The following is a 26,099-nucleotide window of genomic DNA, read 5'->3' as shown; positions in this document are numbered from 1 at the left end:
CGAGCCAGACAGGCCGACGTCCGCTCCAGGGAAGGACCCTTCGTGAGCGACACCACCGATCTGATGGGCGCACGTGTCGAGGAGACTGCTGCCGCGCCCGCCACGGACGCCTCCGCGCCTGCCACCGGTGCAGGCTCCCGGCGGCGCCGTGGTACCGGCCTCGACGGCATGGTGCTGGCCGAGCTGCAGCAGGTCGCATCCGGCCTCGGCATCAGGGGCACGGCGCGTATGCGCAAGAGCCAGCTGATCGAGGTCATCAAGGAGGCGCAGGCCGGGGGAGGTGCCGCCGCTCCCGCCAAGGCCGCGGAGGCCGACACCAAGCCCAAGCGCCGCGCCACCTCCAGGTCCCGCACGGGTGACGACGCGGCCGACGCCGCGGAGAAGAAGTCGGCCGCCCCGGCCGAGAAGGCCACGGCCCAACAGCAGATCGAGATTCCCGGCCAGCCGGCCGGCGGCCCCTCGCGTGACGGGTCGGAGGACGCTCCCGCCGAGCGCCGCCGCCGTCGCGCCACCGCCGAGGCGGGCAGCCCCGAGACGGTCACCGCCGAGGCCAAGAGCGAGCCGAAGGCCGAGACGCCCGCCCCGCAGGCGCAGGGCGAGTCCAGGAACGACGCCGGTGACGGCGAGGGCCGAGGCCGCCGCGACCGCCGTGACCGCGGCCGGGACCGTGACCGCGGGGACCGCAACGACCGCGGGGACCGCAACGACCGCGGTGACCGTGGCGACCGCCGCGGCAACAAGGGCGACGACCAGCAGGGCCAGCGCGGCCAGCAGAACCAGCAGGGCGGCGGCCGTCAGGACCGCCAGCGCGACAACGGCCCGCAGGACGACGACGACTTCGAGGGCGGCCGCCGTGGCCGTCGCGGCCGCTACCGCGACCGTCGTGGCCGTCGCGGCCGTGACGAGATGGCCGGCGAACCGCAGATCGCCGAGGACGACGTCCTGATCCCGGTCGCGGGCATCCTGGACATCCTGGACAACTACGCGTTCATCCGGACCTCCGGCTACCTGCCGGGCCCCAACGACGTGTACGTCTCCCTCGCCCAGGTCCGCAAGAACGGTCTGCGCAAGGGCGACCACATCACCGGTGCGGTCCGCCAGCCCAAGGAGGGCGAGCGCCGCGAGAAGTTCAACGCGCTGGTCCGCCTCGACTCCGTCAACGGCATGGCGCCCGAACACGGCCGCGGCCGCCCGGAGTTCAACAAGCTGACCCCGCTCTACCCGCAGGACCGCCTCCGCCTGGAGACGGACCCGGGCGTGCTGACCACCCGCATCATCGACCTCGTGTCGCCGATCGGTAAGGGCCAGCGCGGTCTGATCGTGGCCCCGCCGAAGACCGGCAAGACCATGATCATGCAGGCGATCGCCAACGCGATCACGCACAACAACCCCGAGTGCCACCTGATGGTCGTCCTCGTCGACGAGCGTCCCGAAGAGGTCACCGACATGCAGCGGTCGGTGAAGGGCGAGGTCATCTCCTCGACCTTCGACCGCCCGGCCGAGGACCACACCACGGTCGCCGAGCTCGCCATCGAGCGCGCCAAGCGCCTGGTGGAGCTGGGTCACGACGTCGTCGTGCTGCTCGACTCGATCACGCGTCTGGGCCGTGCGTACAACCTCGCCGCGCCCGCCTCCGGCCGCATCCTGTCCGGTGGTGTCGACTCGACCGCCCTGTACCCGCCGAAGCGCTTCTTCGGTGCGGCCCGCAACATCGAGGACGGCGGTTCGCTGACCATCCTCGCCACCGCGCTGGTGGACACCGGGTCCCGCATGGACGAGGTCATCTTCGAGGAGTTCAAGGGCACGGGCAACGCCGAGCTCAAGCTCGACCGCAAGCTCGCCGACAAGAGGATCTTCCCGGCGGTGGACGTCGACGCGTCCGGCACCCGTAAGGAAGAGATCCTGCTCGCCAGCGACGAGCTCGCCATCGTCTGGAAGCTGCGCCGGGTGCTGCACGCACTCGACCAGCAGCAGGCGGTAGAACTGCTCCTCGACAAGATGAAGCAGACCAAGTCGAACGCCGAGTTCCTGATGCAGATCCAGAAGACGACGCCCACTCCCGGCAACGGCGACTGACGCGAAGTCTCAGGGAGTTCCAAGACTCTCCCAAGAAAGGCCTCCTTCCGTTCACCTCGGTGACGGGCGGGGGCCTTTCGGCGCTGATAGGGACGGGGCCGCACTCTCGCGCCCCTCCTGTCACTTGTGCCCTGGGGGGAACACTCTTGTCCACACCCATGTCCGGACGTGGCCGCCACAGACGCCGGATACGCCTCGCCCTGCCCGTCGCGGCCGCAGGCGCCGCCGCTGCCGTCGTCGCCGCGCTGCTGACCTCCTCGGCGAACGCCGCGACCACGGTGCCGACGCCCAAGGTCAGGCCCGCCACCAGCTCCGTACCGGCCGCCGAGCTGACGCGGCGCGTCACCGGTGCGCTCGCCACCGACGGCACCGCGGGACGATCGACGCCGAAGTCGTCCTTCAGCGCGAGCACGACCGACTCCACCCGCTCCTCCGCGACCCCCTACGTCATCGGCGGCACCACCACCGCCATCACCTCCGCGCCCTGGATGGCGCAGCTCTGGTACTACGACGACCGGGGCACCGCCGACGAGAGCGACGACCTCGGCTTCTTCTGTGGCGGCACCGTCGTGGCGCCGACGAAGATCCTCACCGCCGCGCACTGCACCAAGGACGAGACCGGCAAGAGCTACAACTGGAAGGCGTACGGCGCCGTCGTCACCGGCACCGCGCAGCTGCCGACCACGGACAGCGCCGGCAACACCGACCTGCACGGCGGCACCGTCTCACTGCCCCTGCGGCAGTGGACCCACCCCTCGTACAGCCCGTCGGCGATCAACAACGACATCGCCGTCCTGACCCTCGCCGCCCCGGTGAAGGCCACGCCGATCCGCATGACGACGTCCGGCGACACCGCCTCCTACGCGGGCGGCACCAGCGCCAAGCTCTACGGCTGGGGGCGCACCAGCTCCACCAGTCAGGACATCTCCGGCACGCTGAAGTCGGCCACGCTCAGCATCCACGCCGACAGCACCTGCACCGGCGTCTACGGCAGCGAGTACGTCAAGGGCCACATGATCTGCGCCGGCTCGCAGAGCGGCAGCGACAGCGGCACCAAGGCGGCCTGCAACGGCGACTCCGGCGGCCCGCTGGTCGTCGGCGGCCGTATCGTCGGCGTCGTCTCATGGGGCGTCACGGACTGCGTGACGAAGGGCTACTACAGCGTCTTCTCCAAGGTCAGCACCTACGTGGGTACCGCCTACGCGAACGTCGACGACGCCAACCTCAGCTACACCGACGGCAAGGCCGACCTGTTCGTGCGCAGTTCGTCCTCCAAGGAGGCGTACGAGAAGGACTCCAAGGGCAGTTCGTTCGCCACGCGCACGTCCGTGGGGTCGTACGACGGCGTCAACCTCGTCCTGCAGACCGACCTGAACCGGGACGGCTATCAGGACCTCGTGGTGCGCCAGAGCTCCACCGGTGACGTCTACTGGTCGCACTACGTGCCCTCGACCGGTTCCTGGTCGAAGACGAAGCTCGCCACCAATTGGAAGACCCGCACCCGGATCGTCGTACCGGGCGACGTCACCGGCGACTATCTGCCGGACCTGCTCTCCGTCGACTCCGGTGGCACCCTGTGGATCTACCCGGGCAAGGGCAACGGCACCTTCTCGCCCCGGGTGAAGGTCGGCACGGGCTGGAACCAGTACAACTCCGTGCGCGGCAAGGGGGACTTCACCGGCGACGGCAAGACCGACCTGATCGCCCGCAAGAGCGGCAGCAGCGACGTGTACCTGTACAAGGGCACCGGCAAGTCGGGCTCCGGCGCCTTCTCGACCCGCATCAAGGTGCGCAGTGCCTGGACCGGCTACAACGCCTTCGACGCGATCGGGGACGTGAGCGGCGACGGCAAGGCCGACTTCCTGGCCCGCACGCCCGGCGGAACGCTCTATCTGTACAAGGGCACGGGCAAGGCCACCAGCGAGATCTTTGCCACAAGAGTGTCGGTCGGTACCGGTTTCCAGCAGTACGACATCTTCGGCTGAACCGCAGGTGAGAAAGTTACAGCGGTAAACATTCGTGACGCTCTGTGCCCAAGCGTCCACGGTTTGGGCACAGAGCGTTGTGCAACCCTTTCTCGGGTTTCTCCGTCTGACCGGATGGAGCGACGATGGAGCGACGATGGAGCGACGATGGTGCGATACGACCCGTATCGACCGGCCTGACCCAGGCTTCAGGGGGTAACCGACCGTACGAGAACGAGGAGCACATGTCCGCCGAGAGCACGCCGGGACCCGGCATACCGGGCACCCCCGGCACCAACGGCCCGCGCAACAGCGCCAAGGGCCGTCGCCGCAAGCCCCGCAGCAAGCGCCAGAAGGGCCTCTTGGTCACGGCCTGGGTCGCGGCGGGCATCGTCGTGCTGGGCGGTACCGGAGCGGGGTACGTGTACTTCAAGCTCAACGGCAACATCAAGAGCATCGACATCGACTCGGCCCTCGGCACGTCCCGGCCGACGAAGGTCGACAACGGCTCGGAGAACATCCTCGTGCTCGGCTCGGACTCCCGCGCCGGCGGCAACAAGAAGCTCGGCGGCGGCGCGGACGACGGGTCGGCCCGCTCCGACACCGCGATGGTCGTGCACGTGTACAAGGGCCACAAGCGGGCCAGTGTGGTCTCCATTCCGCGCGACACCATCATCGACCGCCCCGAGTGCACCGACACCCACGGCGGCACGCATCCCGCCGCACACGGCGTGATGTTCAACTCCGCCTATTCCACGGGCGGTGCGGCCTGCGCGGTCAAGACCGTCGAGTCCCTCACGGACATCCGCATGGACCACTATCTCGAGGTCGACTTCAAGGGCTTCGAGAAGCTCGTCGACGAGCTCGGCGGCGTCCCGGTCACCACGACCAAGGACATCAAGGACCCCGAGAGCCATCTGGACCTCAAGGCCGGCACCCACAAGCTCGACGGCGAGCAGGCCCTCGGCCTGGTCCGCACCCGGCACGGCGTCGGCGACGGCTCCGACCTCGGCCGCATCCAGCTCCAGCAGGCCTTCATCAAGGCGCTGGCCGACCAGGTCAAGCACCTCGGCGTCTTCACCAGCCCGAAGAAGCTCTACGACCTCGCCGACACCGGCACCAAGACCGTCACCACCGACTCCGACCTGGGCTCGGTCAACTCCCTGATGTCCTTCGCCAACGGCCTCAAGGGCATCAGCTCCTCGAAGATGACCATGGTCACGATGCCGGTCCAGTACGACCCGTCCAACCGCAACCGCGTCATCGTCGAGAAGGCCAAGTCCGAGCAGGTCTGGACGGCCCTGAAGAACGACCGGGCCATCCCGAGGTCGGCGACGAAGGGAACGGCCACGGGCGACGCCAAGGGCGTCGTGCACGCCGGCTGAGGGCCCCGGCGGGGCCACCCGGAATAGAACACCCGAACCCCCGGTTTTGGGGGATGGCCCCAGTCCTGGCAGACTGGTACGTCGGCTCCGGTTCACGTGGCAGCAATCCGCGGCTGCGACCCGGCGCCCTCCCGAAACTAGGAGACACCTTGAAGCGCGACATCCACCCCGAGTACGTCGAGACGCAGGTCAGCTGCACCTGTGGCGCGTCGTTCACCACCCGCAGCACGATCTCCAGCGGCACCGTCCGCGCCGAGGTCTGCTCCGAGTGCCACCCGTTCTACACGGGCAAGCAGAAGATCCTCGACACCGGCGGCCGTGTGGCCCGCTTCGAGGCCCGCTTCGGCAAGGCTGCCGGCTCCAAGAAGTAGCGAGCTCCAATCCGCCGGTCCACGGCCGCGCCCTCCACAGGCGCGCCGGGACCGGCGTTTTTGGTCGCCCGCCTTTCCGCCGTACGTATTTCAGGAGCCCAAGATGTTCGAGGCCGTCGAGGAACTCATCGGTGAGCACGCCGACCTGGAGAAGAAGCTCGCCGACCCGTCGGTCCACTCCGACCAGGCCAACGCGCGCAAGCTGAACAAGCGTTACGCCGAGCTCACCCCGATCGTCGCCACGTACCGCTCCTGGAAGCAGACCGGCGACGACATGGAGACCGCGCGTGAACTCGCCGCCGACGACCCGGACTTCGCCGCCGAGGTGAAGGACATGGAGAAGCAGCGCGAGGAGCTCACCGAGAAGCTGCGCCTGCTGCTGGTCCCGCGCGACCCCAGCGACGACAAGGACGTCATCCTGGAGATCAAGGCCGGCGCCGGCGGCGACGAGTCCGCGCTGTTCGCCGGGGACCTGCTGCGCATGTACCTGCGCTACGCCGAGCGCGTCGGCTGGAAGACCGAGATCATCGACGCCACGGAGTCCGAACTGGGCGGCTACAAGGACGTCCAGGTCGCCGTGAAGACCAAGGGCGGCCAGGGCGCCACCGAGCCCGGACAGGGCGTCTGGGCCCGGCTGAAGTACGAGGGCGGGGTGCACCGCGTGCAGCGGGTGCCGGCCACCGAGTCCCAGGGCCGTATCCACACCTCCGCCGCGGGCGTCCTGGTGACCCCCGAGGCCGAGGAGGTGGACGTGGAGATCAACCCCAACGACCTCCGCATCGACGTCTACCGCTCCTCCGGGCCCGGCGGGCAGTCCGTCAACACGACCGACTCCGCCGTGCGCATCACGCACATCCCGACCGGAGTGGTCGCCTCCTGCCAGAACGAGAAGAGCCAGCTGCAGAACAAGGAGCAGGCACTGCGTATCCTGCGCTCCAGGCTGCTCGCGGCGGCGCAGGAGGAGGCGGAGAGGGAGGCCGCGGACGCCCGTCGCAGCCAGGTCCGCACCGTCGACCGCTCCGAGAAGATCCGCACCTACAACTTCCCGGAGAACCGTATTTCGGACCACCGCGTGGGCTTCAAGGCGTACAACCTTGACCAGGTCCTCGACGGCGACCTCGACGCGGTCATCCAGGCCTGCGTCGACGCGGACTCGGCGGCGAAGCTGGCGGCCGCGTAACAGGCACGTACGCACGACCCAGTACGACACGGAGGACTTGCGTGAACCTGCTGCTCGCAGAGGTGGCACAGGCCACCCAGCGGCTGGCCGACGCCGGCGTGCCCTCGCCGCGCAACGACGCGGAGGAGCTCGCCGCGTTCGTGCACGGCGTGAAGCGGGGCGAGCTGCACTCCGTGAAGGACTCCGACTTCGACGCCCGCTACTGGGAGGTCATCGCCCGGCGCGAGCAGCGTGAGCCGCTGCAGCACATCACCGGGCGGGCCTACTTCCGCTATCTGGAACTCCAGGTCGGCCCCGGCGTCTTCGTGCCGCGGCCGGAGACCGAGTCCGTGGTCGGCTGGGCCATAGACGCCGTGCGCGCCATGGATGTCGTGGAGCCCTGCATCGTGGACCTGTGCACCGGCTCCGGCGCCATCGCGCTCGCCCTAGCCCAGGAGGTCCCGCGCTCGCGCGTGCACGCCGTGGAGCTGTCCGAGGACGCCTTCGGATGGGCCCGCAAGAACGTCGCCGGCTCCCGCGTCGACCTGCGCCAGGGCAACGCCCTCGACGCCTTCCACGACCTCGACGGCCAGGTCGACCTGGTCGTCTCCAACCCACCGTACATCCCGCTGACCGAATGGGAGTACGTCGCTCCCGAGGCCCGGGACTACGACCCCGAACTCGCCCTGTTCTCGGGCCCGGACGGGCTCGAACTCATCCGCGGTCTGGAGCGCACCGCACACCGGCTGCTGCGCCCGGGCGGTGTCGTCGTCATCGAGCACGCCGACACCCAGGGCGGCCAGGTGCCGTGGATCTTCACCGAGGAGCGGGGCTGGGCCGACGCGGCCGACCACCCCGACCTCAACAAACGCCCCCGGTTCGCGACCGCCCGCAAGGCGCTGCCGTGACCGCCCCGCAGACTCTTTCCCGGATGTACGTGTACGAGGAGGCCCGCTAGACATGGCTCGGCGATACGACACCAACGACGCGACCGACCGCACCACCGGTCTGCGCGAGGCCGCGTCCGCCGTGCGCCGGGGCGAGCTCGTGGTCCTCCCGACCGACACGGTGTACGGCATCGGCGCGGACGCCTTCTCCTCGGAGGCCGTCGTGGACCTGCTGGAGGCCAAGGGCCGGGGCCGCAACATGCCCACCCCGGTGCTGATCGGCTCCCCGAACACGCTCCACGGTCTGGTCACCGACTTCTCCGAGATGGCCTGGGAGCTGGTCGACGCCTTCTGGCCGGGCGCGCTCACCCTTGTCGCCAAGCACCAGCCGTCCCTGCAGTGGGACCTGGGGGACACCCGGGGCACGGTCGCCGTGCGCATGCCCCTGCACCCGGTCGCCATCGAGCTGCTGACCGAGGTCGGCCCGATGGCCGTCTCCTCCGCCAACCTCTCCGGGCACCCGGCGCCGGAGGACTGCGACGCCGCGCAGGAGATGCTCGGCGACTCCGTCTCCGTCTACCTCGACGGCGGCCCCACCCCCGGCAACGTCCCGTCGTCCATCGTCGACGTCACCGGCCGGGTGCCGGTGCTGCTGCGCGAGGGCGCGCTGTCGCCGGAGGAGCTGCGCAAGGTCGTACCCGACCTCGAGGTGGCCAATTGACAGCCCCTGACGCGGGGCGTGGCATAGGCAACGGGGAACGGGCGACGGAGATCACGACAACGTTTGTCGGGCTCCCACGCGACTGCTTCCGCATCCTCCACGTCAGCACCGGAAACGTGTGCCGCTCGCCCATCACCGAGCGGCTGACCCGGCATTACGTGACGCAGCGCCTGGGCGTCCTGGGCGGCGCGCTGATCGTGGAGAGCGCCGGCACCTGGGGCCACGAGGGCGCGCCCATGGAGGCCAACGCGGAGCGCGTGCTCGCCGAGTTCGGCGCGGACCCGACCGGCTTCACCGGCCGTGAACTGCTCGACGAGCACGTCATCATGGCCGACCTGGTCCTGACGGCGACCCGCGACCACCGTCAGCAGGTCATCTCCATGGGCCACTCGGCGGGCCTGCGCACCTTCACCCTGAAGGAGTTCACCCGCCTGGTGCGGGCGATCGACACCGCGACCCTGCCCCCGCTGGAGGACGGCGTGGTCGCCCGCGCACGCGCCCTGGTCCGCGCCGCGGCCGCTCTACGCGGGTGGCTGCTGGCCCCGACCGCCGAGGCGGACGAGGTCTACGACCCCTACGGCGCCCCGCTCACCTTCTTCCGCTCCATCGGCGACGAGATACACCAGGCACTGGATCCGGTCGTCACGGCGCTCACGGGTGTGCGCGCGAGGATGTAACAACCGCGCGGCGCCGGGTGCGCGGGCCTACATTGGTTCGTACGTCACCACGGAGGCGAACCGCCCGCAATCATCGTCGCCGGGAGCCCACCATGCCGGTCACCCACGCCCCAGAGACCGCCGACGCCCTGCTGCGGCAGGACCCCGAGCTGGCCGAGATCCTGCTCGGGGAGCTCGACCGGCAGTCGACGACGCTGCAGCTGATCGCCGCCGAGAACTTCTCCTCGCCCGCGGTCCTGGCGGCCCTCGGCTCCCCGCTCGCCAACAAGTACGCCGAGGGCTATCCCGGCGCCCGGCACCACGGCGGCTGCGAGATCGTCGACGTGGCCGAGCGGCTGGCCGTCGAGCGGGCGAAGGCCCTGTTCGGCGCCGAGCACGCCAACGTCCAGTCCCACTCCGGCTCTTCGGCCGTCCTCGCCGCCTACGCGGCCCTGCTGCGGCCCGGCGACACGGTCCTCGCCCTGGGCCTGCCGCACGGCGGCCACCTCACCCACGGCTCGCCCGCCAACTTCTCCGGCCGCTGGTTCGACTTCGTCGGCTACGGCGTCGACGCCGAGACCGGGCTCATCGAATACGACCAGGTGCGCACCCTCGCCCGCACCCACCGCCCCAAGGCGATCGTGTGCGGCTCCATCGCCTATCCGCGCCACATCGACCACGCCTTCTTCCGAGAGGTCGCCGACGAGGTCGGGGCGTATCTCATCGCCGACGCCGCGCACCCCATCGGCCTGGTCGCCGGGGGAGCGGCGCCCAGTCCGGTGCCGTACGCCGACATCGTCTGCGCGACCACGCACAAGGTGCTGCGCGGGCCGCGCGGCGGAATGATCCTGTGCGGCGCCGAGCTCGCGGAGCGGGTGGACCGGGCCGTCTTCCCCTTCACCCAGGGCGGCGCGCAGATGCACACCATCGCCGCGAAGGCCGTCGCGTTCGGCGAGGCGGCCACACCGGACTTCGGGGCGTACGCCCATCAGGTCGTCGCCAACGCCCGGGTGCTCGCGGCCCGGCTGGCGGCGGAGGGCCTGGTCGTCACCACCGGCGGCACCGACACCCACCTGATCACCGCCGACCCGGCGCCCCTGGGCGTCGACGGCCGCACCGCGCGCGGGCGGCTCGCGGCGGCCGGAATGGTGCTCGACTGCTGCGCGCTGCCGCACGGCGACGCCCGCGGCCTCAGGCTCGGCACGGCCGCGGTGACCACCCAGGGGATGCGGGAGGAGGAGATGCAGCGGATCGGCGCCCTGCTCGCGGAGGTGCTGCGGGGCGGGACGGAGACCCAGAAGGCGCGCGACGAGGTGCGCGAGCTGACCGGTAGATTTCAGCCGTACACCGGCTGAGCGAGGGTAGGCGCCCCTGTGTGCACTCGGGTCCGGCCTGCGTGCACAGGCACGCGTGCAACCATCGTCGCTACCCGGAAGTCCCCACTCATATGCGTCCCTCGCTAGGGTGTGGGGCTGAGATGGCCAGCGAGACCTGTGGGGAAGCCTGTGCGTGAATACCTGCTGACGCTCTGCGTCACGGCCGCGGTGACCTACCTGCTGACAGGGCCGGTACGGAAGTTCGCGATCGTGGCCGGAGCCATGCCGGAGATCAGGGCCCGTGACGTGCACCGGGAACCCACTCCGCGCCTCGGCGGTATCGCCATGTTCTTCGGGCTGTGCGCCGGTTTGCTGGTCGCGGACCATCTGACCAACCTCAGCGAGGTCTTCGAGAAGTCGAACGAGCCGCGGGCGCTGCTGTCCGGAGCGGCGTTGATCTGGCTGATCGGCGTGCTGGACGACAAGTTCGAGATCGACGCCCTGATCAAGCTCGGCGGCCAGATGATCGCCGCGGGCGTCATGGTCATGCAGGGCCTGACGATCCTGTGGCTGCCCATCCCGGGCGTCGGCAGCGTGGCGCTCACCCAGTGGCAGGGCACCCTGCTGACGGTGGCGCTCGTCGTCATCACCATCAACGCGGTCAACTTCGTCGACGGCCTCGACGGCCTGGCCTCCGGCATGGTGTGCATCGCGGCCGCGGCGTTCTTCCTCTACGCCTACCGCATCTGGTACTCGTACGGCGTCGAGGCCGCCGCCCCGGCGACGCTGTTCGCGGCGATCCTCATGGGCATGTGCATCGGCTTCCTGCCGCACAACATGCACCCCGCGCGGATCTTCATGGGCGACTCCGGCTCGATGCTGATCGGCCTGGTGCTGGCGGCCGGTGCCATCTCCATCACGGGACAGGTCGACCCGGACGCCCTGAAGCTGTTCGTCGGGTCCGAGAAGGCGGCCGTGCACCAGACGGTGCCGGTCTACATCCCGCTGCTGCTGCCGCTGACGATCATCGCGGTGCCGACCGCGGACCTGGTGCTGGCCATCGTGCGCCGCACCTGGCGCGGCCAGTCGCCGTTCGCGGCCGACCGCGGGCATCTGCACCACCGGCTGCTGGAGATCGGCCACTCGCACAGCCGGGCCGTGCTGATCATGTACTTCTGGTCGGCGCTGATCGCGTTCGGCGCGCTCGCCTACTCGGTCAACTCGGCGTCCATGTGGATCGTCCTGGGCATCGTGATCCTCAGCGCGGTGGGCCTGGCCCTGCTCCTGCTGCCGCGCTTCACGCCGCGCGCCCCGCGCTGGGCCGAGCACCTGATGCCTCCGCGCTACCGCCGCGGCTCGGCGGTGGCGGAACCCGAGGCCGAGCCGGCGCAGGACGGCGGGTCCGAGGAGGAGCGCGCCCCGGTGGCGGCGGGGGTGGCCGGACCCCACGGAGCCACCGCCCTGAACCGTCGGAATGCCGGTACTTCGCGCTGACTTCGGCAAGGTAAGAATCTGACTAGAGCATTGCCAAGTCGTGGGGGAGCAAACTTCCCCAATACCAGACAAACCATCCCTGTTCTTGCGCAGACGCGCGCTGTCACTCTCATGTGTGACAGCTGGCACACCTTCTAGGTAAAGACCGCATCAAATAGTTTGTGATAGCGTTCACTACCAGTTGAAGGAAGCGCCGAAAGGCCTTGGCGGAACGGTCCTTTGGCCCGAAGCGCCCACACCTCCTCGCGTTAACCTCTGCACTGCACCGGGTTACCGATCAGTGACACCCGGTCACCACGTCTCGACCCCCACTTACGTTGGAGCCGTCCGCATGCAGCCAAACGACGTCCGGATCCTCCGGGGAGCAGCGATCATCGCCGCCCCCGTGGGCATCGTCGCCACCGTTGTCAGCGCGGTCGTCGCCGGTGAGAAGGGTCTCGTCGGCGGACTGGTGGCCCTCGCGGTGGTGGCCTGCTTCTTCGGACTCGGCTCCGCCGCCCTGATGCGCCTCACACAGGACAAGCCCCAGGTGGCGATGACGGCCGGACTGCTCGTCTACACCGTGCAGTTGCTGCTCATCGGTGTCTTCGTCATCGCCTTCGGCGACACCACGTTGTTCAACGGCCGGGCCTTCGCCCTGAGCCTGCTGGCCACCGCCCTGGCGTGGGTCGGCGGACAGGTGAAGCAGAGTCTCACCAGCCGCATGCTCTACGTGGACCCCGTACCGTCCGTGCCTGCCAAGGAGGCGGACCCGGTCAAGGCGGAGTCCCGTGATGCGGCGTAGGGGCCAGGTAAAGGCGATACATGCCTATCTGCTATCGTCCGGAAGCGCTTCCGGTGGGGGGTCCTTCCGCTTCTCGAGCGGGACAGGACAAGGCCTCCACGGCCGCCGGCGCACTCGGACCGTCAGCTGTGATCACAGCACGGAATCCGAGCGGCCGGGCCCTCGGCGGATGCGCCCCACGGACTGCGGCGGCACCGTCACACCACCACGTCCCCAGTGCCGATCAGCGGCCTCACCAGCCGCGCTGACACACAAGGTTGCCGTTACTTATGCGTCACGACGAAGGAGTCACGGGTGAGTGCCCACATGCTGCTCGCTGAAAGCGGCTGCCACATCAATGCTGACTGTGCCTTTCCCGCGCCGGGCCTCCACTCGTTCAACTTCGAGCCGATCTTCAGCGTCGGCGGCTTCGACTTCACGAAGCCGATGCTCCTGACGGTCATCTGCATGCTGGCCGTGATCGGCTTCTTCGCCGCCGCGTTCCGCAAGCCGAAGCTGGTCCCCGGGAAGCTGCAGCTCGTCGGCGAGATCGGTTACAACTTCGTCGCCCGCAGCATCGCCCTCGAAGTGATCGGCAAGAAGGGCAGCAAGTACGTCCCCTTCCTCACGTCGATCTTCTTCTTCGTGTGGATCATGAACGTGATGTCCATCATCCCGGTGGCACAGTTCCCGGCGACCTCGCGCTTCGCGTACCCGGTCGTGCTGGCCGCGCTGGTCTACATCACGTACATGTTCCTGACGTTCAAGACGCACGGGTTCAAGGGCGGCGTCAAGAACCTGGTCTGGCTCGACGGTCTGCCCAAGCCGCTGATCCCGCTGATCGTCCTGCTCGAGTTCTTCTCGAACGTGATCCTGCGCCCGTTCACCCTCGCGGTGCGGCTGTGGGCCAACATGTTCGCCGGCCACATGCTGATCGTGATGTTCAGCGTGGCGACCTGGTACCTGCTCACTCCGTCGATCATGTCGGCCGTCGCCGGTGGTTCGTTCCTGCTGGCGCTCGCCATGACCACCCTGGAGGTCCTGATCCAGTTCCTCCAGGCGTACATCTTCACGCTCCTCGCCTCGATCTACATCCAGGGAGCGCTCGAAGAGGGTCACTGACCCGCACTGCATCCCCCGTATCACCGCCGCTGGGAAGCCCTCCCAACGGACCGCATCGCACACATCACAAAAGGAAGACAGGGAAATGTCTGCCGAGCTCGTTAACCTTGCTGCCGCTTCCGTCGCGGGTCGTATGGGCGCCATCGCCTACGGTCTCGCCGCCATCGGCCCCGGTGTCGGCATCGGTCTGGTCTTCGGTCACTCCATCGAGGCCATGGCCCGTCAGCCCGAGGCCATGCCGATCATCCGTACCAACATGTTCCTGGGCTTCGCGCTCTGCGAGGTGCTGGCACTGCTCGGCCTGGTCGTCCCCTTCGTCTTCAGCAGCTGACGACCAGTAGCCACTCTCGACGAAAGGTTCAGACATGATGGCCTTCCTGGCTGCGGAGGGAGCGGAGAATCCGCTCATCCCCGCGACCCCGGAATTGATCGTCGGCCTGATCTGCTTCTTCATCGTCTTCGGCGTCCTCGGCAAGAAGCTCCTGCCCAACATCCAGAAGACCCTGGAAGAGCGGCACGACGCGATCGAGGGCGGCCTGGAGCGTGCGGCAGAGGCGCAGGCCGAAGCCACGCAGATCCTTGAGCAGTACCGGGCTCAGCTGGCCGAGGCCAGGCACGAGGCCGCACGCCTGCGCCAGGAGGCGACCGAGCAGGGCGCCACGATCATCCAGGAGATGAGGGCGGAAGGCCAGCGGCAGCGCGAGGAGATCATCGCCGCCGGTCACGCCCAGATCGAGGCGGACCGCAAGGCCGTGGTGACCGCGCTGCGCCAGGACGTGGGCAAGCTCGCCACCGAACTGGCCGGCAAGCTGGTCGGTGAGTCCCTCGAGGACCACGCCCGGCAGAGCCGTACGGTCGACCGCTTCCTCGACGGCCTCGAGGAGACCGCGGCGAAGGCCGAGGCCAGGCCATGAACGGAGCTAGCCGCGAAGCGCACGCAGCCGCGCGAGAGCGTCTCGAGGCGCTGACCGACTCCTCGTCGGTCGACGCCGGGCAGCTCGCCGAGCAGCTGGCCGCCGTCACCGAGTTCCTCGACCGCGAGGTCGGCCTGCGACGCGTCCTGACCGACCCGGTGCAGTCCGGTGAGGCCCGGGCCGAGCTCGCGACCCGGCTGCTGACCGGACACGTCGACGGCCCCGCCCTCGACCTGGTCACCGGCATGGTCCGGGCCCGCTGGTCGCGCTCGCGCGACCTCGTCGACTCGGTGGAGGAGCTCGCTGCCTCCGCCGACCTGACGAAGGCTCAGCAGAACAACACGCTCGACGACGTCGAGGACGAGTTGTTCCGGTTCGGCCGGATCGTCCAGTCCAGCACCGCACTGCGTGCCGCGCTGACCGACCGGGCGGCCACGACCGAGGCCAAGGGCGAGCTGCTGCACAGCCTGCTCGGCGGCCGGGCCAACCCGGTCACGGAGCGCCTGGTCGTGCGCCTTGTCACCCGGCCGCGGGGACGTAGCCTGGAGGCAGGCCTCGAGGCCATGTCCAGGCTTGCCGCGGCGCGCAGGGACAGGGCGGTGGCCGTCGTCACCTCGGCGGTGCCGCTCACCGACGCACAGAAGCAGCGCCTCGGCGCTGCGCTGGCGAAGCTGTACGGACGCCAGATGCATCTGAACCTGGACGTGGACCCCACGGTCCTCGGCGGGATCTCCGTACGGGTCGGCGAAGAGGTCATCGACGGCACGATCACGGAACGCCTCGCGGAGGCGTCCCGGCGGTTGGCCGGCTGACGGCCGCCCGACCGACAAGAAGAACAGCGGCCCGGTTGGGTCGTGCAGAAATTGCAGAAGATTGCTGGGGGCCCGCGGCACAGCCGCTGAGGGAAACAGCCCCAGACCCCCAAAGACTTCGGGCCCAACAAGGAGAGCAGGGAACCCAGATGGCGGAGCTCACGATCCGGCCGGAGGAGATCCGGGACGCGCTGGAGAACTTCGTCCAGTCGTACAAGCCGGACGCGGCCTCGCGCGAGGAGGTCGGTACGGTCACCCTTGCCGGCGACGGCATCGCGAAGGTCGAGGGCCTCCCCTCGGCCATGGCCAACGAACTGCTGAAGTTCGAGGACGGCACCCTCGGTCTCGCACTGAACCTGGAAGAGCGCGAGATCGGTGCGGTCGTCCTCGGCGAGTTCAGCGGCATCGAGGAGGGCCAGCCGGTGCAGCGCACCGGTGAGGTGCTCTCGGTCGCCGTGGGCGAGGGCTACCTCGGCCGCGTCGTCGACCCGCTCGGCAACCCGATCGACGGTCTCGGCGAGATCGAGACCAGCGGCCGCCGCGCCCTCGAGCTGCAGGCCCCCACGGTCATGCAGCGCAAGTCGGTGCACGAGCCGATGGAGACGGGCTACAAGGCCGTCGACGCGATGACCCCGATCGGCCGCGGCCAGCGTCAGCTGATCATCGGTGACCGCCAGACCGGCAAGACCGCCCTGGCCGTCGACACGATCATCAACCAGCGCGACAACTGGCGTACCGGCGACCCGTCGAAGCAGGTCCGCTGCATCTACGTCGCCATCGGTCAGAAGGGCTCCACGATCGCCTCCGTGCGTGGGTCCCTCGAAGAGGCCGGCGCCCTGGAGTACACGACCATCGTCGCCGCCCCGGCGTCCGACCCGGCCGGCTTCAAGTACCTTGCGCCGTACACCGGTTCGGCCATCGGCCAGCAGTGGATGTACGAGGGCAAGCACGTCCTCATCATCTTCGACGACCTGTCCAAGCAGGCCGACGCCTACCGCGCCGTGTCCCTGCTGCTGCGCCGCCCGCCGGGCCGCGAGGCCTACCCCGGTGACGTCTTCTACCTGCACTCCCGCCTGCTGGAGCGCTGTGCGAAGCTCTCCGACGAGATGGGCGCGGGCTCGATGACCGGTCTGCCGATCGTCGAGACCAAGGCCAACGACGTGTCGGCGTTCATCCCGACCAACGTCATCTCCATCACCGACGGCCAGTGCTTCCTGGAGTCGGACCTGTTCAACGCCGGTCAGCGCCCGGCGCTGAACGTCGGTATCTCGGTCTCCCGAGTCGGTGGCTCCGCCCAGCACAAGGCGATCCGCCAGGTCTCCGGCCGACTGCGTGTCGACCTCGCCCAGTTCCGTGAGCTGGAGGCGTTCGCCGCCTTCGGTTCCGACCTGGACGCCGCCTCGAAGGCCCAGCTGGAGCGCGGTCAGCGCATGGTCGAGCTGCTCAAGCAGCCGCAGTACCAGCCGATGGCCACCGAGGACCAGGTCATCTCCATCTGGGCCGGCACCACCGGCAAGATGGACGACGTCCCGGTCGGCGACATCCGCCGCTTCGAGAAGGAGCTCCTCGAGTACCTGCACCGCAAGGAGCAGGGCCTGATGACCTCCATCAAGGAGGGCGGCAAGATGTCGGACGACACCCTGCAGGCCATGGCCGACGCGGTCGCGGAGTTCAAGAAGCAGTTCGAGACCGCCGACGGGAAGCTGCTCGGCGAGGACGCTCCTGCCGCTGCCGCCAAGTGACGTAAGGAAGGGACCTGACTCATGGGAGCCCAGCTCCGGGTCTACAAGCGTCGCATCCGATCCGTCACCGCGACCAAGAAGATCACGAAGGCGATGGAGATGATCGCCGCCTCGCGCGTCGTCAAGGCGCAGCGCAAGGTGACCGCCTCCACGCCCTACGCGACCGAGCTCACCCGCGCGGTCACGGCTGTCGGTACCGGTTCGAACACCAAGCACCCGCTGACCACGGAGGTGGAGTCGGCGAGCCGTGCCGCGGTGCTGCTCCTGACGAGCGACCGCGGTCTGGCCGGCGCCTTCAACTCCAACGCCATCAAGGCGGCCGAGCGCCTCACCGCGCGCCTTGAGGCCGAGGGCAAGGCTGTCGACACGTACATCGTCGGCCGCCGTGGCATCGCCCACTACAACTTCCGCGAGCGCACGATCGCGCACTCGTGGACAGGGTTCACGGACGAGCCCTCGTACGGCGACGCCAAGAAGATCGCGGGGCCGCTGATCGAGGCCATAGAGAAGGACACGGCGGAGGGCGGCGTGGACGAACTCCACATCGTCTACACCGAGTTCGTCTCGATGATGACGCAGACGGCGGTCGACGGCCGCCTGCTGCCGCTGCGCCTCGAGGACGTGTCCACCGATGCGTCGGCGGCCACCGGCACGGAAGCGCCCGCCAAGGGCCAGCCCCGTCCGCTCTACGAGTTCGAACCGTCGGCGGAGGACGTCCTCGACGCCCTGCTGCCGCGCTACGTCGAGAGCCGTATCTACAACGCGCTGCTCCAGTCGGCTGCCTCCAAGCACGCCGCCACGCGCCGCGCGATGAAGTCGGCGACCGACAACGCGGGCGAGCTGATCAACACGCTCTCCCGCCTTGCCAACGCGGCCCGCCAGGCCGAAATCACCCAGGAAATCAGCGAGATCGTCGGTGGCGCCAGCGCCCTGGCCGACGCGACCGCGGGGAGTGACAAGTAATGACGACCACTGTTGAGACGGCCGTTGCCACGGGCCGCGTCGCCCGGGTCATCGGCCCGGTCGTCGACGTGGAGTTCCCCGTCGACGCGATGCCGGAGATCTACAACGCGCTGCACGTCGAGGTGGCCGACCCGGCCAACGCCGGCGAGAAGAAGACGCTGACCCTGGAGGTCGCCCAGCACCTGGGTGACGGCCTGGTCCGCACCATCTCCATGCAGCCCACCGACGGTCTGGTCCGCCAGGCCACGGTGACCGACACGGGCAAGGGCATCAGCGTCCCGGTCGGCGACTTCACCAAGGGCAAGGTGTTCAACACCCTCGGTGAGGTGCTCAACAGCGACGAGGCCTACGACGGTGAGCGCTGGACCATCCACCGCAAGGCCCCGGCGTTCGACCAGCTCGAGTCGAAGACCGAGATGTTCGAGACCGGCCTGAAGGTCGTCGACCTGCTGACCCCGTACGTCAGGGGCGGCAAGATCGGTCTGTTCGGTGGCGCCGGTGTCGGCAAGACCGTGCTGATCCAGGAAATGATCATGCGTGTCGCCAACCTCCACGAGGGCGTCTCCGTCTTCGCGGGCGTCGGCGAGCGTACCCGTGAGGGCAACGACCTCATCGCGGAGATGGAGGAGTCCGGCGTTCTGGACAAGACCGCGCTGGTCTTCGGCCAGATGGACGAGCCCCCGGGCACCCGTCTGCGCGTCGCGCTGGCCGGCCTGACCATGGCCGAGTACTTCCGTGACGTCCAGAAGCAGGACGTGCTGTTCTTCATCGACAACATCTTCCGCTTCACGCAGGCCGGTTCCGAGGTCTCCACGCTGCTCGGCCGTATGCCGTCCGCGGTGGGTTACCAGCCGAACCTGGCCGACGAGATGGGTCAGCTGCAGGAGCGCATCACCTCCACGCGTGGTCACTCGATCACCTCGATGCAGGCGATCTACGTCCCCGCGGACGACCTGACCGACCCGGCCCCGGCCACCACCTTCGCCCACCTCGACGCGACGACGGTTCTGTCCCGTCCGATCTCCGAGAAGGGCATCTACCCGGCCGTGGACCCGCTGGACTCCACGTCCCGCATCCTGGACCCGCGCTACATCGCGCAGGACCACTACGACGCCGCCATGCGCGTCAAGACGATCCTGCAGAAGTACAAGGACCTCCAGGACATCATCGCGATCCTCGGTATCGACGAACTGGGCGAGGAGGACAAGCTCGTCGTCCACCGTGCCCGTCGTGTGGAGCGCTTCCTGTCCCAGAACACCCACGCCGCCAAGCAGTTCACCGGCGTCGACGGGTCGGACGTTCCGCTGGACGAGTCGATCGCCGCGTTCAACGCGATCTGCGACGGCGACTACGACCACTTCCCCGAGCAGGCGTTCTTCATGTGCGGTGGCCTGGAGGACCTCAAGGCCAACGCCAAGGAGCTGGGCGTCTCCTGAGCCGCCGGCTCACTTGAAGGGGGCGGGCGCGTCCCGCCCCCTTCGTCACGCCCACTAGACTTGTAACCAACACCCGGCGACACCGCCGGGTGGTGACCAGAGGAGCCACCCTTGGCTGCTGAGCTGCACGTCGAGCTGGTCGCTGCCGACCGCCAGGTCTGGTCCGGTGAGGCCCGTCTGGTCGTCGCTCGCACCGCGTCCGGCGATATCGGCGTCATGCCCGGTCACCAGCCGCTGCTCAGCGTGCTGGAGTCGGGCCCTGTGACCATCCGTACGAGTGATGGTGGAACGGTCGTCGCTGCGGTGCACGGCGGTTTCATCTCGTTCGCGGACAACAAGCTGTCGCTGCTGGCGGAGATCGCGGAGCTCGCGGACGAGATCGACGTCCAGCGCGCCGAGCGGGCGCTCGACCGCGCGAAGTCGGACGCCGACGCCTACGCCGAGCGCCGGGCGGACGTCCGACTGCGGGCGGCGACGGGGCGCTGATCCCGCTGCAGGTGTGAACGCATCACTCAGCCGCGGCCGGCCCGGAGCAATCCGGTGCAGGCCGCGGCTGAGGCAGATGTAGGTGTCTTTTCCGTTTCATTACCTAGTGTCGAACGCAGTTCCACTATCTGGGAGACGAGGAGGTCGGTGTCGATGGTCCTCGCTCTGACTGTGTGCGGAATCGTCGTGGCCCTGGTGGTGCTGGGGCTGTTCGTCTTCGGCCTGCGCCGCAGACTCATCCAGCGCTCCGGCGGCACCTTCGACTGTTCGCTGCGCTGGGACGTCCCGGAGAAGCCCGACACCAGCGGAAAAGGCTGGAGTTACGGCGTCGCCCGCTACAACGGCGACCGCATCGAGTGGTACCGCGTCTTCTCCTACGCCTACCGCCCGCGCCGCACCCTGGAGCGCGCCGCGATCGAGGTCGCCGGCCGCCGTCTGCCCGAGGGCGAGGAGGAGCTGGCGCTGCTCTCCGACTCCGTCGTCCTGACCTGTCTGCACCGGGGCACGCGCCTTGAACTCGCCATGAGCGACGACGCGCTGACCGGTTTCCTCGCGTGGCTTGAGGCAGCCCCGCCCGGTCAGCGCGTCAACGTCGCCTGAGAGCCGTAACTCCCCTACGACAGGCCGCTGTTGATGGCGCTCACCAGCTCGCCGTTGCTGGTGTCACCGCTGAACTCCCAGAAGAACGCACCGCCGAGACCCTGGGACTTGGCCCAGCTCATCTTCCCGGCGATGGTCGACGGGGTGTCGTAGGACCACCAGTTGCTGCCGCAGTGCGCGTACGCCGTGCCCGCGACCGTGCCGGTGGCCGGGCAGGACGTCTTGAGCACCTTGTAGTCCTCGATGCCCTGCTCGTACGTACCGGCCGCCGGGCCCGTCGCCGTGCCGCCCGGGGCGTCCTGGGTGACACCGGTCCAGCCGCGGCCGTAGAAGCCGATGCCGATGAGCAGTTTCTTCGCGGGCACGCCGATCGCCTTGAACTTGGCCATCGCGTCGGCCGTGGTCCAGCCGGCCTTCGGGATGCCGGAGTACGAGGTGAGCGGGGAGTGCGGGGCGGTCGGGCCCTGCGCGTCCCAGGCGCCGAAGAAGTCGTACGTCATCACGTTGTACCAGTCGACGTACTGGGCGGCGCCCGCGTAGTCCGCGGCCTCGATCTTGCCGCCGGCCGAACCGTCCGCGGTGACCGCGCCGGTGACCAGGTTGTTCGAGCCGAACTTGGCGCGCAGCGCGGCCATCAGGTTCTTGTACGCCGCCGCACCGCTGGTGTCGCAGCTCAGACCGCAGGCGTTGGGGTACTCCCAGTCGATGTCGATGCCGTCGAAGACATCGGCCCAGCGCGGGTCCTTGACCAGGTTGTAGCAGGAGTCCGCGAACGCGGTCGGGTTGGCCGCCGCCTGGGCGAAGCCGCCGGACCAGGTCCAGCCGCCGAAGGACCACAGCACCTTGAGGTTCGGGTACTTGGCCTTCAGCTCGCGCAGCTGGTTGAAGTTGCCGCGCAGCGGCTGGTCCCAGGTGTCCGCGACGCCGCTGACGGACTGGTCGGCGGTGAACGCCTTGTCGTAGTCGGCGTAGGAGTCGCCGATCGCGCACTGGCCGTTGGTGACGTTGCCGAAGGCGTAGTTGATGTGCGTGATCTTCGCGGCGGAGCCCGACGTCACCAGGTTCTTGACGTTGTAGTTGCGGCCGTAGATGCCCCACTCGGTGAAGTAGCCGAGCTTGACCTTGTCGCCGCCGGTCGGTGGCGGGTCGGTGGTGCCGCCGGTGGTGTGCACGGCGACCGCGCTGCTCGCCGGGCCGGTCTGGTCGGCGGTGTCACGGGCCTGGACCGTGTAGGAGTAGTCGGTGCCGGCGGTCAGGCCGGTGTCCGTGTACGACGTCGTGGTGACCGTGGCGACCTTGGCCCCGTCGCGCAGGACGTCGTAGTTCTTGATGCCCTTGTCGTCGGTGGCCGCGCCCCAGGACAGCTTCACCGAGGTGTCGGTGACGGAGGAGGCGGTGGGGGTGCCGGGCGCGGAGGGTGCCGCGTCGCCGGGGACCGTGGTGCCGTCACAACTGTCGCCGTTGAGCTTGCAGTTGGAGGGGGAGCCGGAACCGGCGCCGTTGAAGCCGAAGGAGACGGAGGCACCGGGGGCGAGGGTGCCGTTGTAGGACTTGTTCTTGGCGGTCCAGTGGGTGCCGGAGCTCGTGACATCCGCGTCCCACGCGGAGGTGACGGACGTACCGGAGGGGTAGTCCCACTCGACGGTCCACGAACTGATGCTGCTGGTCCCGGTGTTCTTGATGGTCCACTGACCACCGAAGCCGGTGCCCCAGTCCTGGGTCTTGGTGTACGTGGCGGTCGCGTTCGTCGCGGCCTGGGCGGGGCTCGCGAGGCCGACCAGGCCCGCCAGGGGGAGCAGCAGGGTCGCGAACCCTGCCGCGGCTCTGTGTCTGAAGCGCATGCTGCGCCTCCCTCGTGTAAGGGGATGAGGGCGCAACTGAGCCTTCGCGCCCACGGTGCCGCGAGAATAGAAAGGTCTGGACCACCGGTCAATAGGTCTGTACCAATTGCGGTATGGATTGCGTCAGATTCCCAACTCCTGTGCCAGCACCGCCGCTTGCACCCGGCTGCGTAGCTCCAACTTCGCGAGCAATCGGCTGACGTGCGTCTTCACCGTGGCCTCGGCCATCTCCAGGCGGGCCGCGATGTCGGCGTTGGACATCCCCTCGCCCAGGCAGGACAGCACCTCGCGCTCGCGCCGGGTGAGCGACTCCAGTACGGCGGGATCGGCGGCCGGCTCACGCACCGGCCGGGCGGCGAACTCGGCGATGAGGCGGCGGGTGACGGCCGGGGCGATCAGGCCCTCGCCGCGCGCGACCGTGCGTACCGCCGCCAGCAGGTCCTTCGCGTCGGTGTTCTTGAGCAGAAAGCCCGCGGCCCCCGCGCGCAGCGCGCCGAACACATACTCGTCGAGGTCGAAGGTGGTCAGCACGAGCACGTCCGCGTGGCGCTCCTCGACGACCTTCCGGGTCGCCGACACCCCGTCCAGACGCGGCATCTGAATGTCCATCAGGACCAGGTCGGGGCGCAGCTCCCGGGCCAGCGCCACCGCCTGCTCGCCGTCCCCCGCCTCGCCGACCACCTCGATGTCGGGTGCGCTGCGCAGGATCAGGACGAGTCCTGCGCGTACGGCGGACTGGTCCTCGGCGACCAGCACCCTGACGACACGGCTCATTCGAGATCTCCTTCGGTCACGGGAAGCGTCGCGTGCACGGCCCACAAAGCGCCGTCGGGGCCCGCCTCGAACGTGCCGCCCAGCAGCGCGGCCCGCTCCCGCATCCCGGTGAGACCGGCCCCGGAACCGGGGGCGCGCGGCCCGTCCCGGTCGCCGTAGGGGCTGGTCACGCGGATGTCGAGCACAGCGCCCCGCTGGGCGAGGGCCACGGTGACGGGTCCGGGGCAGGCGTGCTTGAGGGCGTTGGTCAGCGACTCCTGGACGATGCGGTAGGCGGCGAGTTCGACCGGCGCGGGCACCTCGCCGTGCTCGGTGTCGAGCGTGATGTCGAGGCCGTTGGCGCGGGCCCCGTCGACGAGGGCGGAAAGCCCGTCGAGGGTGGGTGCGGCGGCCGGTTCCACCGCGGCGCCGGCGTCGCGCAGGATGCCGATGAGCCGCCGCATCTCGGCCAGTCCCGCCACGCTGTTCTCCCGGATCACGGTCAACGCCTGCCGGGCGGTGGCCGGTTCGTCGATCGACAGCGCGGCCGTGGAGTGAATGGCGATCGCCGAGAGGTGGTTGGCGACCATGTCGTGCAACTCCCGTGCCATCCGGGCCCGTTCCGCGGTGACCGCCTGTACGCGGTCCATCTCCGCGAGCAGCGCGGTCTGTTCGGCGCGCAGCCGGGCGGCCTCGGCGGCGTCGCGGTGGTCGCGGACGATCCAGCCGGTCGCCGCCGGGGCGAAGCAGACCAGGCCGATCAGGACACCGATCAGCAGGGCCTCGGGCTCGCGCCACACCGCGAACGGCACCAGGGCGCCCGCCACCGTCAGCAGCCCGGTGATCCTGGGGATGCGGCGGGCCGAGGCGGGCGGGCCGTACAGGACGGCGGCGTAGACGAGGTCGGTGAACATCAGGACCGTGGCGATGTTCCCCTGGGTCGTCTGGTCCGCGACGATCGCGGCCGTGCCGGTCAGCAGGGCCGTGCGCGGGGCGGTCCGGCGCAGCAGCTCGCACCCGGCCATGACCGTCAGCGGCAGCAGGACCGGCCAGCGTCCCTCGACGAGGGTGCGCGGATCGCCCGCCGCGCGGGTGCCGAGGCCGGCGGCCACGAACAGCAGACCGCCGAGCAGACCGCCGACGGCGACGTACACGTCGAACCGGTGCGGGCGGGGAAGTCGCAGGGCCATGTCTCCATCCAACACGGCACGGGCGCCCCGCGCCTGATCCCCGGGAAGGGTCCCCAGCTGCATCTTTCGATGTACCGCGACTTCGTCAGCGACGACGACGCAACGCCCGCAGGTCGCCGCGAGCCTTGAGACATGACCGCATCCCGGGTGAGGAGCGAACCGTGATCGTCGCACTGATCATCGCCTGCGAGGTCGGCTTCTGGGTCCTGCTCGCGGCCGGACTCGCCGTCCGCTACCTGCTGGAACGACGCCGTACGAGCGTGGTCCTGCTGCTGTGCGAACCGGTCCTCGAACTGGTGCTGTTCGTGGTGACGGCCGTGGACCTGAGGAACGGCGCCGAACCGAGCTGGGAGCACGGCCTCGCCGCCCTCTACATCGGCTTCACCGTCGCCTACGGCCACTCCACGATCAGCTGGCTGGACGGCCACGCCGCCCACCGTCTCGCGGGCGCCCCGCGTCCGCCCCGGCCCCCGCGGTACGGCCTGGCCCGCGCGCGGCACGAGGGCCGGCTGTGGCTGCGCACCCTCGTCGCCGCCGCGGTCGCCTGCGCCCTGCTGCAGGCCGCCGTCTGGTACGTCGGCGACGGCGACACCTCCTCGCTGCGCACCTTCCAGTGGGTGGCGCTCAGGGCCCTTGGCATCCACGGGCTGATCGCGCTGACGTATCTGATCTGGCCCAAGAAGGCCCCGGCCGACGCTGCCGCGCGTTCCGAGGAGGGCCGTACCCTGACCGGACGGTGAGGGAGGGGTGCATGAGTGAGACGGGCGGACCCGGCGGTGTGCTGGTCGTGGACGACGATCCGGCCATCCGCCGTTCGCTGGAGCGCGGCCTGCGGCTGAGTGGATTCCGGGTGCGCACGGCCGAAGGCGGTCACGAGGCGCTCGCGGCGATCGGCCAGGCGCCGCCGGACGTTCTCGTCCTCGATGTGTCGATGCCCCGGATGAGCGGCATCGAGGTGTGCGAACGGCTCCGCGCGGACGGCCAGGACCTGCCCGTGCTGATGCTCTCGGCGCTCGACGAGACGGCCGACCGCATCGCCGGGCTGCAGGCGGGCGGCGACGACTACCTGGTCAAGCCGTTCGCCCTGCAGGAACTGGTACTGCGGCTGCACGCCCTGCTGCGCCGCCGGCCGCCCGCGGGGGAGGTGCTGCGGGTCGCGGGCCTGGTGATCGACCCGGCCGCGCGCACCGCCGAGCGGGACGGGCGGCCGCTGGAGCTGACCCGGCGCGAGTTCGAACTCCTCGAAGTGCTCGCCCGCAACACCGGCCTGGTCCTCACCCGCGACCAGCTCCTGGAGCGGGTGTGGGGCTACGACTTCGACGTCCGCACCGACGCCGTGGACACCTTCGTCAGCTATCTGCGGCGCAAGCTGGAGGCGGACGGACGGCCCCGGCTCGTGCACACCGTGCGCGGAGTGGGCTTCGTGCTCCGGGACGAGGCGTGAGGCC

25 protein-coding genes are annotated in these 26,099 nt (G+C 69.4%); 22 read left to right on the top strand and 3 right to left on the bottom strand.

Going from position 1 to position 26,099, the window contains the following annotated elements:
* Positions 1 to 42: 42 nt before the first annotated feature.
* The 20 genes from rho to JYK17_RS21655 all read left to right on the top strand — a co-directional run bounded on the left by rho (position 43) and on the right by JYK17_RS21655 (position 20,867).
* Complete coding sequence (gene rho / locus JYK17_RS21750) at positions 43 to 2,076, top strand: transcription termination factor Rho (RefSeq protein ID WP_181362609.1); 2,034 nt, start codon at positions 43 to 45, stop codon at positions 2,074 to 2,076.
* 158 nt (positions 2,077 to 2,234) lie between these two features.
* Positions 2,235 to 4,061 carry a trypsin-like serine protease gene (locus tag JYK17_RS21745; RefSeq protein WP_222811022.1) on the top strand — a complete coding sequence of 609 codons (1,827 nt, stop codon included), beginning with the start codon at positions 2,235 to 2,237 and terminating at the stop codon, positions 4,059 to 4,061.
* A 224-nt stretch (positions 4,062 to 4,285) separates the two neighbouring features.
* Positions 4,286 to 5,425 carry an LCP family protein gene (locus JYK17_RS21740; RefSeq protein WP_222811021.1) on the top strand — a complete coding sequence of 380 codons (1,140 nt, stop codon included), beginning with the start codon at positions 4,286 to 4,288 and terminating at the stop codon, positions 5,423 to 5,425.
* Between the two features lie 149 nt (positions 5,426 to 5,574).
* Entirely contained in the window at positions 5,575 to 5,796 is a 222-nt protein-coding gene (rpmE, locus tag JYK17_RS21735; protein WP_016438250.1) for a 50S ribosomal protein L31, read from the top strand.
* Between the two features lie 103 nt (positions 5,797 to 5,899).
* Positions 5,900 to 6,976 carry a peptide chain release factor 1 gene (gene prfA / locus JYK17_RS21730; protein WP_108014892.1) on the top strand — a complete coding sequence of 359 codons (1,077 nt, stop codon included), beginning with the start codon at positions 5,900 to 5,902 and terminating at the stop codon, positions 6,974 to 6,976.
* A gap of 41 nt (positions 6,977 to 7,017) precedes the next feature.
* Positions 7,018 to 7,863, top strand: a complete 846-nt coding sequence (gene prmC, locus JYK17_RS21725) for a peptide chain release factor N(5)-glutamine methyltransferase (protein ID WP_108014893.1) — start codon at positions 7,018 to 7,020, stop codon at positions 7,861 to 7,863.
* A 52-nt stretch (positions 7,864 to 7,915) separates the two neighbouring features.
* The gene (locus tag JYK17_RS21720) at positions 7,916 to 8,563 is read left to right on the top strand and encodes an L-threonylcarbamoyladenylate synthase (protein WP_016438247.1); all 648 of its coding nucleotides are present in this window, start codon (positions 7,916 to 7,918) and stop codon (positions 8,561 to 8,563) included.
* Positions 8,560 to 9,240, top strand: a complete 681-nt coding sequence (locus JYK17_RS21715) for an arsenate reductase/protein-tyrosine-phosphatase family protein (protein ID WP_108014894.1) — start codon at positions 8,560 to 8,562, stop codon at positions 9,238 to 9,240. Before JYK17_RS21720 ends, JYK17_RS21715 begins: the two co-directional genes overlap by 4 nt.
* Before the next feature lie 92 nt (positions 9,241 to 9,332).
* A complete protein-coding gene (gene glyA / locus JYK17_RS21710; protein ID WP_128801919.1) occupies positions 9,333 to 10,574 on the top strand; it encodes a serine hydroxymethyltransferase in 1,242 nt (413 codons plus the stop codon).
* 150 nt (positions 10,575 to 10,724) lie between these two features.
* Complete coding sequence (locus tag JYK17_RS21705; RefSeq protein ID WP_222811020.1) at positions 10,725 to 12,029, top strand: MraY family glycosyltransferase; 1,305 nt, start codon at positions 10,725 to 10,727, stop codon at positions 12,027 to 12,029.
* 331 nt (positions 12,030 to 12,360) lie between these two features.
* Positions 12,361 to 12,813, top strand: a complete 453-nt coding sequence (locus tag JYK17_RS21700) for a hypothetical protein (protein ID WP_108014897.1) — start codon at positions 12,361 to 12,363, stop codon at positions 12,811 to 12,813.
* Positions 12,814 to 13,107: 294 nt separating this feature from the next.
* Positions 13,108 to 13,914, top strand: a complete 807-nt coding sequence (gene atpB, locus JYK17_RS21695; protein ID WP_108014898.1) for a F0F1 ATP synthase subunit A — start codon at positions 13,108 to 13,110, stop codon at positions 13,912 to 13,914.
* An 85-nt stretch (positions 13,915 to 13,999) separates the two neighbouring features.
* A complete protein-coding gene (gene atpE, locus JYK17_RS21690) occupies positions 14,000 to 14,245 on the top strand; it encodes an ATP synthase F0 subunit C (RefSeq protein ID WP_016438241.1) in 246 nt (81 codons plus the stop codon).
* A gap of 37 nt (positions 14,246 to 14,282) precedes the next feature.
* Positions 14,283 to 14,828: a F0F1 ATP synthase subunit B gene (locus JYK17_RS21685; protein ID WP_108014977.1), complete on the top strand. Its 546-nt coding sequence runs from the start codon at positions 14,283 to 14,285 to the stop codon at positions 14,826 to 14,828.
* Entirely contained in the window at positions 14,825 to 15,640 is an 816-nt protein-coding gene (locus JYK17_RS21680) for a F0F1 ATP synthase subunit delta (RefSeq protein WP_128801918.1), read from the top strand. The genes JYK17_RS21685 and JYK17_RS21680 overlap by 4 nt, the downstream gene beginning before the upstream one ends.
* A 149-nt stretch (positions 15,641 to 15,789) precedes the next feature.
* A complete protein-coding gene (gene atpA / locus JYK17_RS21675; protein WP_128801917.1) occupies positions 15,790 to 17,382 on the top strand; it encodes a F0F1 ATP synthase subunit alpha in 1,593 nt (530 codons plus the stop codon).
* A 21-nt stretch (positions 17,383 to 17,403) separates the two neighbouring features.
* Entirely contained in the window at positions 17,404 to 18,345 is a 942-nt protein-coding gene (locus JYK17_RS21670; protein WP_222811019.1) for a F0F1 ATP synthase subunit gamma, read from the top strand.
* Positions 18,345 to 19,781 carry a F0F1 ATP synthase subunit beta gene (atpD, locus tag JYK17_RS21665; RefSeq protein WP_108014902.1) on the top strand — a complete coding sequence of 479 codons (1,437 nt, stop codon included), beginning with the start codon at positions 18,345 to 18,347 and terminating at the stop codon, positions 19,779 to 19,781. Before JYK17_RS21670 ends, atpD begins: the two co-directional genes overlap by 1 nt.
* A gap of 111 nt (positions 19,782 to 19,892) precedes the next feature.
* Positions 19,893 to 20,267: a F0F1 ATP synthase subunit epsilon gene (locus JYK17_RS21660; protein WP_108014903.1), complete on the top strand. Its 375-nt coding sequence runs from the start codon at positions 19,893 to 19,895 to the stop codon at positions 20,265 to 20,267.
* Positions 20,268 to 20,420: 153 nt separating this feature from the next.
* Positions 20,421 to 20,867, top strand: coding sequence for a DUF2550 domain-containing protein (locus JYK17_RS21655; protein ID WP_108014904.1), 447 nt, complete (start codon positions 20,421 to 20,423; stop codon positions 20,865 to 20,867).
* 14 nt (positions 20,868 to 20,881) lie between these two features.
* On the opposite strand, the gene JYK17_RS21650 is transcribed toward JYK17_RS21655, so the two are convergent.
* From JYK17_RS21650 to JYK17_RS21640, 3 genes are all read right to left on the bottom strand, one after another.
* On the bottom strand, positions 20,882 to 22,708 hold the full coding sequence (locus JYK17_RS21650; RefSeq protein WP_128801916.1) for a glycoside hydrolase family 18 chitinase: 1,827 nt from the start codon (positions 22,706 to 22,708) through the stop codon (positions 20,882 to 20,884).
* 123 nt (positions 22,709 to 22,831) lie between these two features.
* On the bottom strand, positions 22,832 to 23,482 hold the full coding sequence (locus tag JYK17_RS21645; protein WP_222811018.1) for a response regulator: 651 nt from the start codon (positions 23,480 to 23,482) through the stop codon (positions 22,832 to 22,834).
* The gene (locus tag JYK17_RS21640; RefSeq protein WP_108014907.1) at positions 23,479 to 24,651 is read right to left on the bottom strand and encodes a sensor histidine kinase; all 1,173 of its coding nucleotides are present in this window, start codon (positions 24,649 to 24,651) and stop codon (positions 23,479 to 23,481) included. The genes JYK17_RS21645 and JYK17_RS21640 overlap by 4 nt, the downstream gene beginning before the upstream one ends.
* Before the next feature lie 161 nt (positions 24,652 to 24,812).
* On the opposite strand from JYK17_RS21640, the gene JYK17_RS21635 reads away from it, so the two are divergent.
* Positions 24,813 to 25,391, top strand: coding sequence for a hypothetical protein (locus tag JYK17_RS21635; RefSeq protein WP_108014908.1), 579 nt, complete (start codon positions 24,813 to 24,815; stop codon positions 25,389 to 25,391).
* Positions 25,392 to 25,402: 11 nt separating this feature from the next.
* Positions 25,403 to 26,095: a response regulator transcription factor gene (locus JYK17_RS21630; protein WP_108014909.1), complete on the top strand. Its 693-nt coding sequence runs from the start codon at positions 25,403 to 25,405 to the stop codon at positions 26,093 to 26,095.
* Positions 26,096 to 26,099 lie beyond the last annotated feature (4 nt).

Origin of the sequence: Streptomyces plumbidurans (assembly GCF_019857225.1) — a bacterium.
Classification (GTDB): Bacteria; Actinomycetota; Actinomycetes; order Streptomycetales; family Streptomycetaceae; genus Streptomyces; species Streptomyces plumbidurans.
This window is presented reverse-complemented; position numbering and strand designations above follow the sequence as displayed.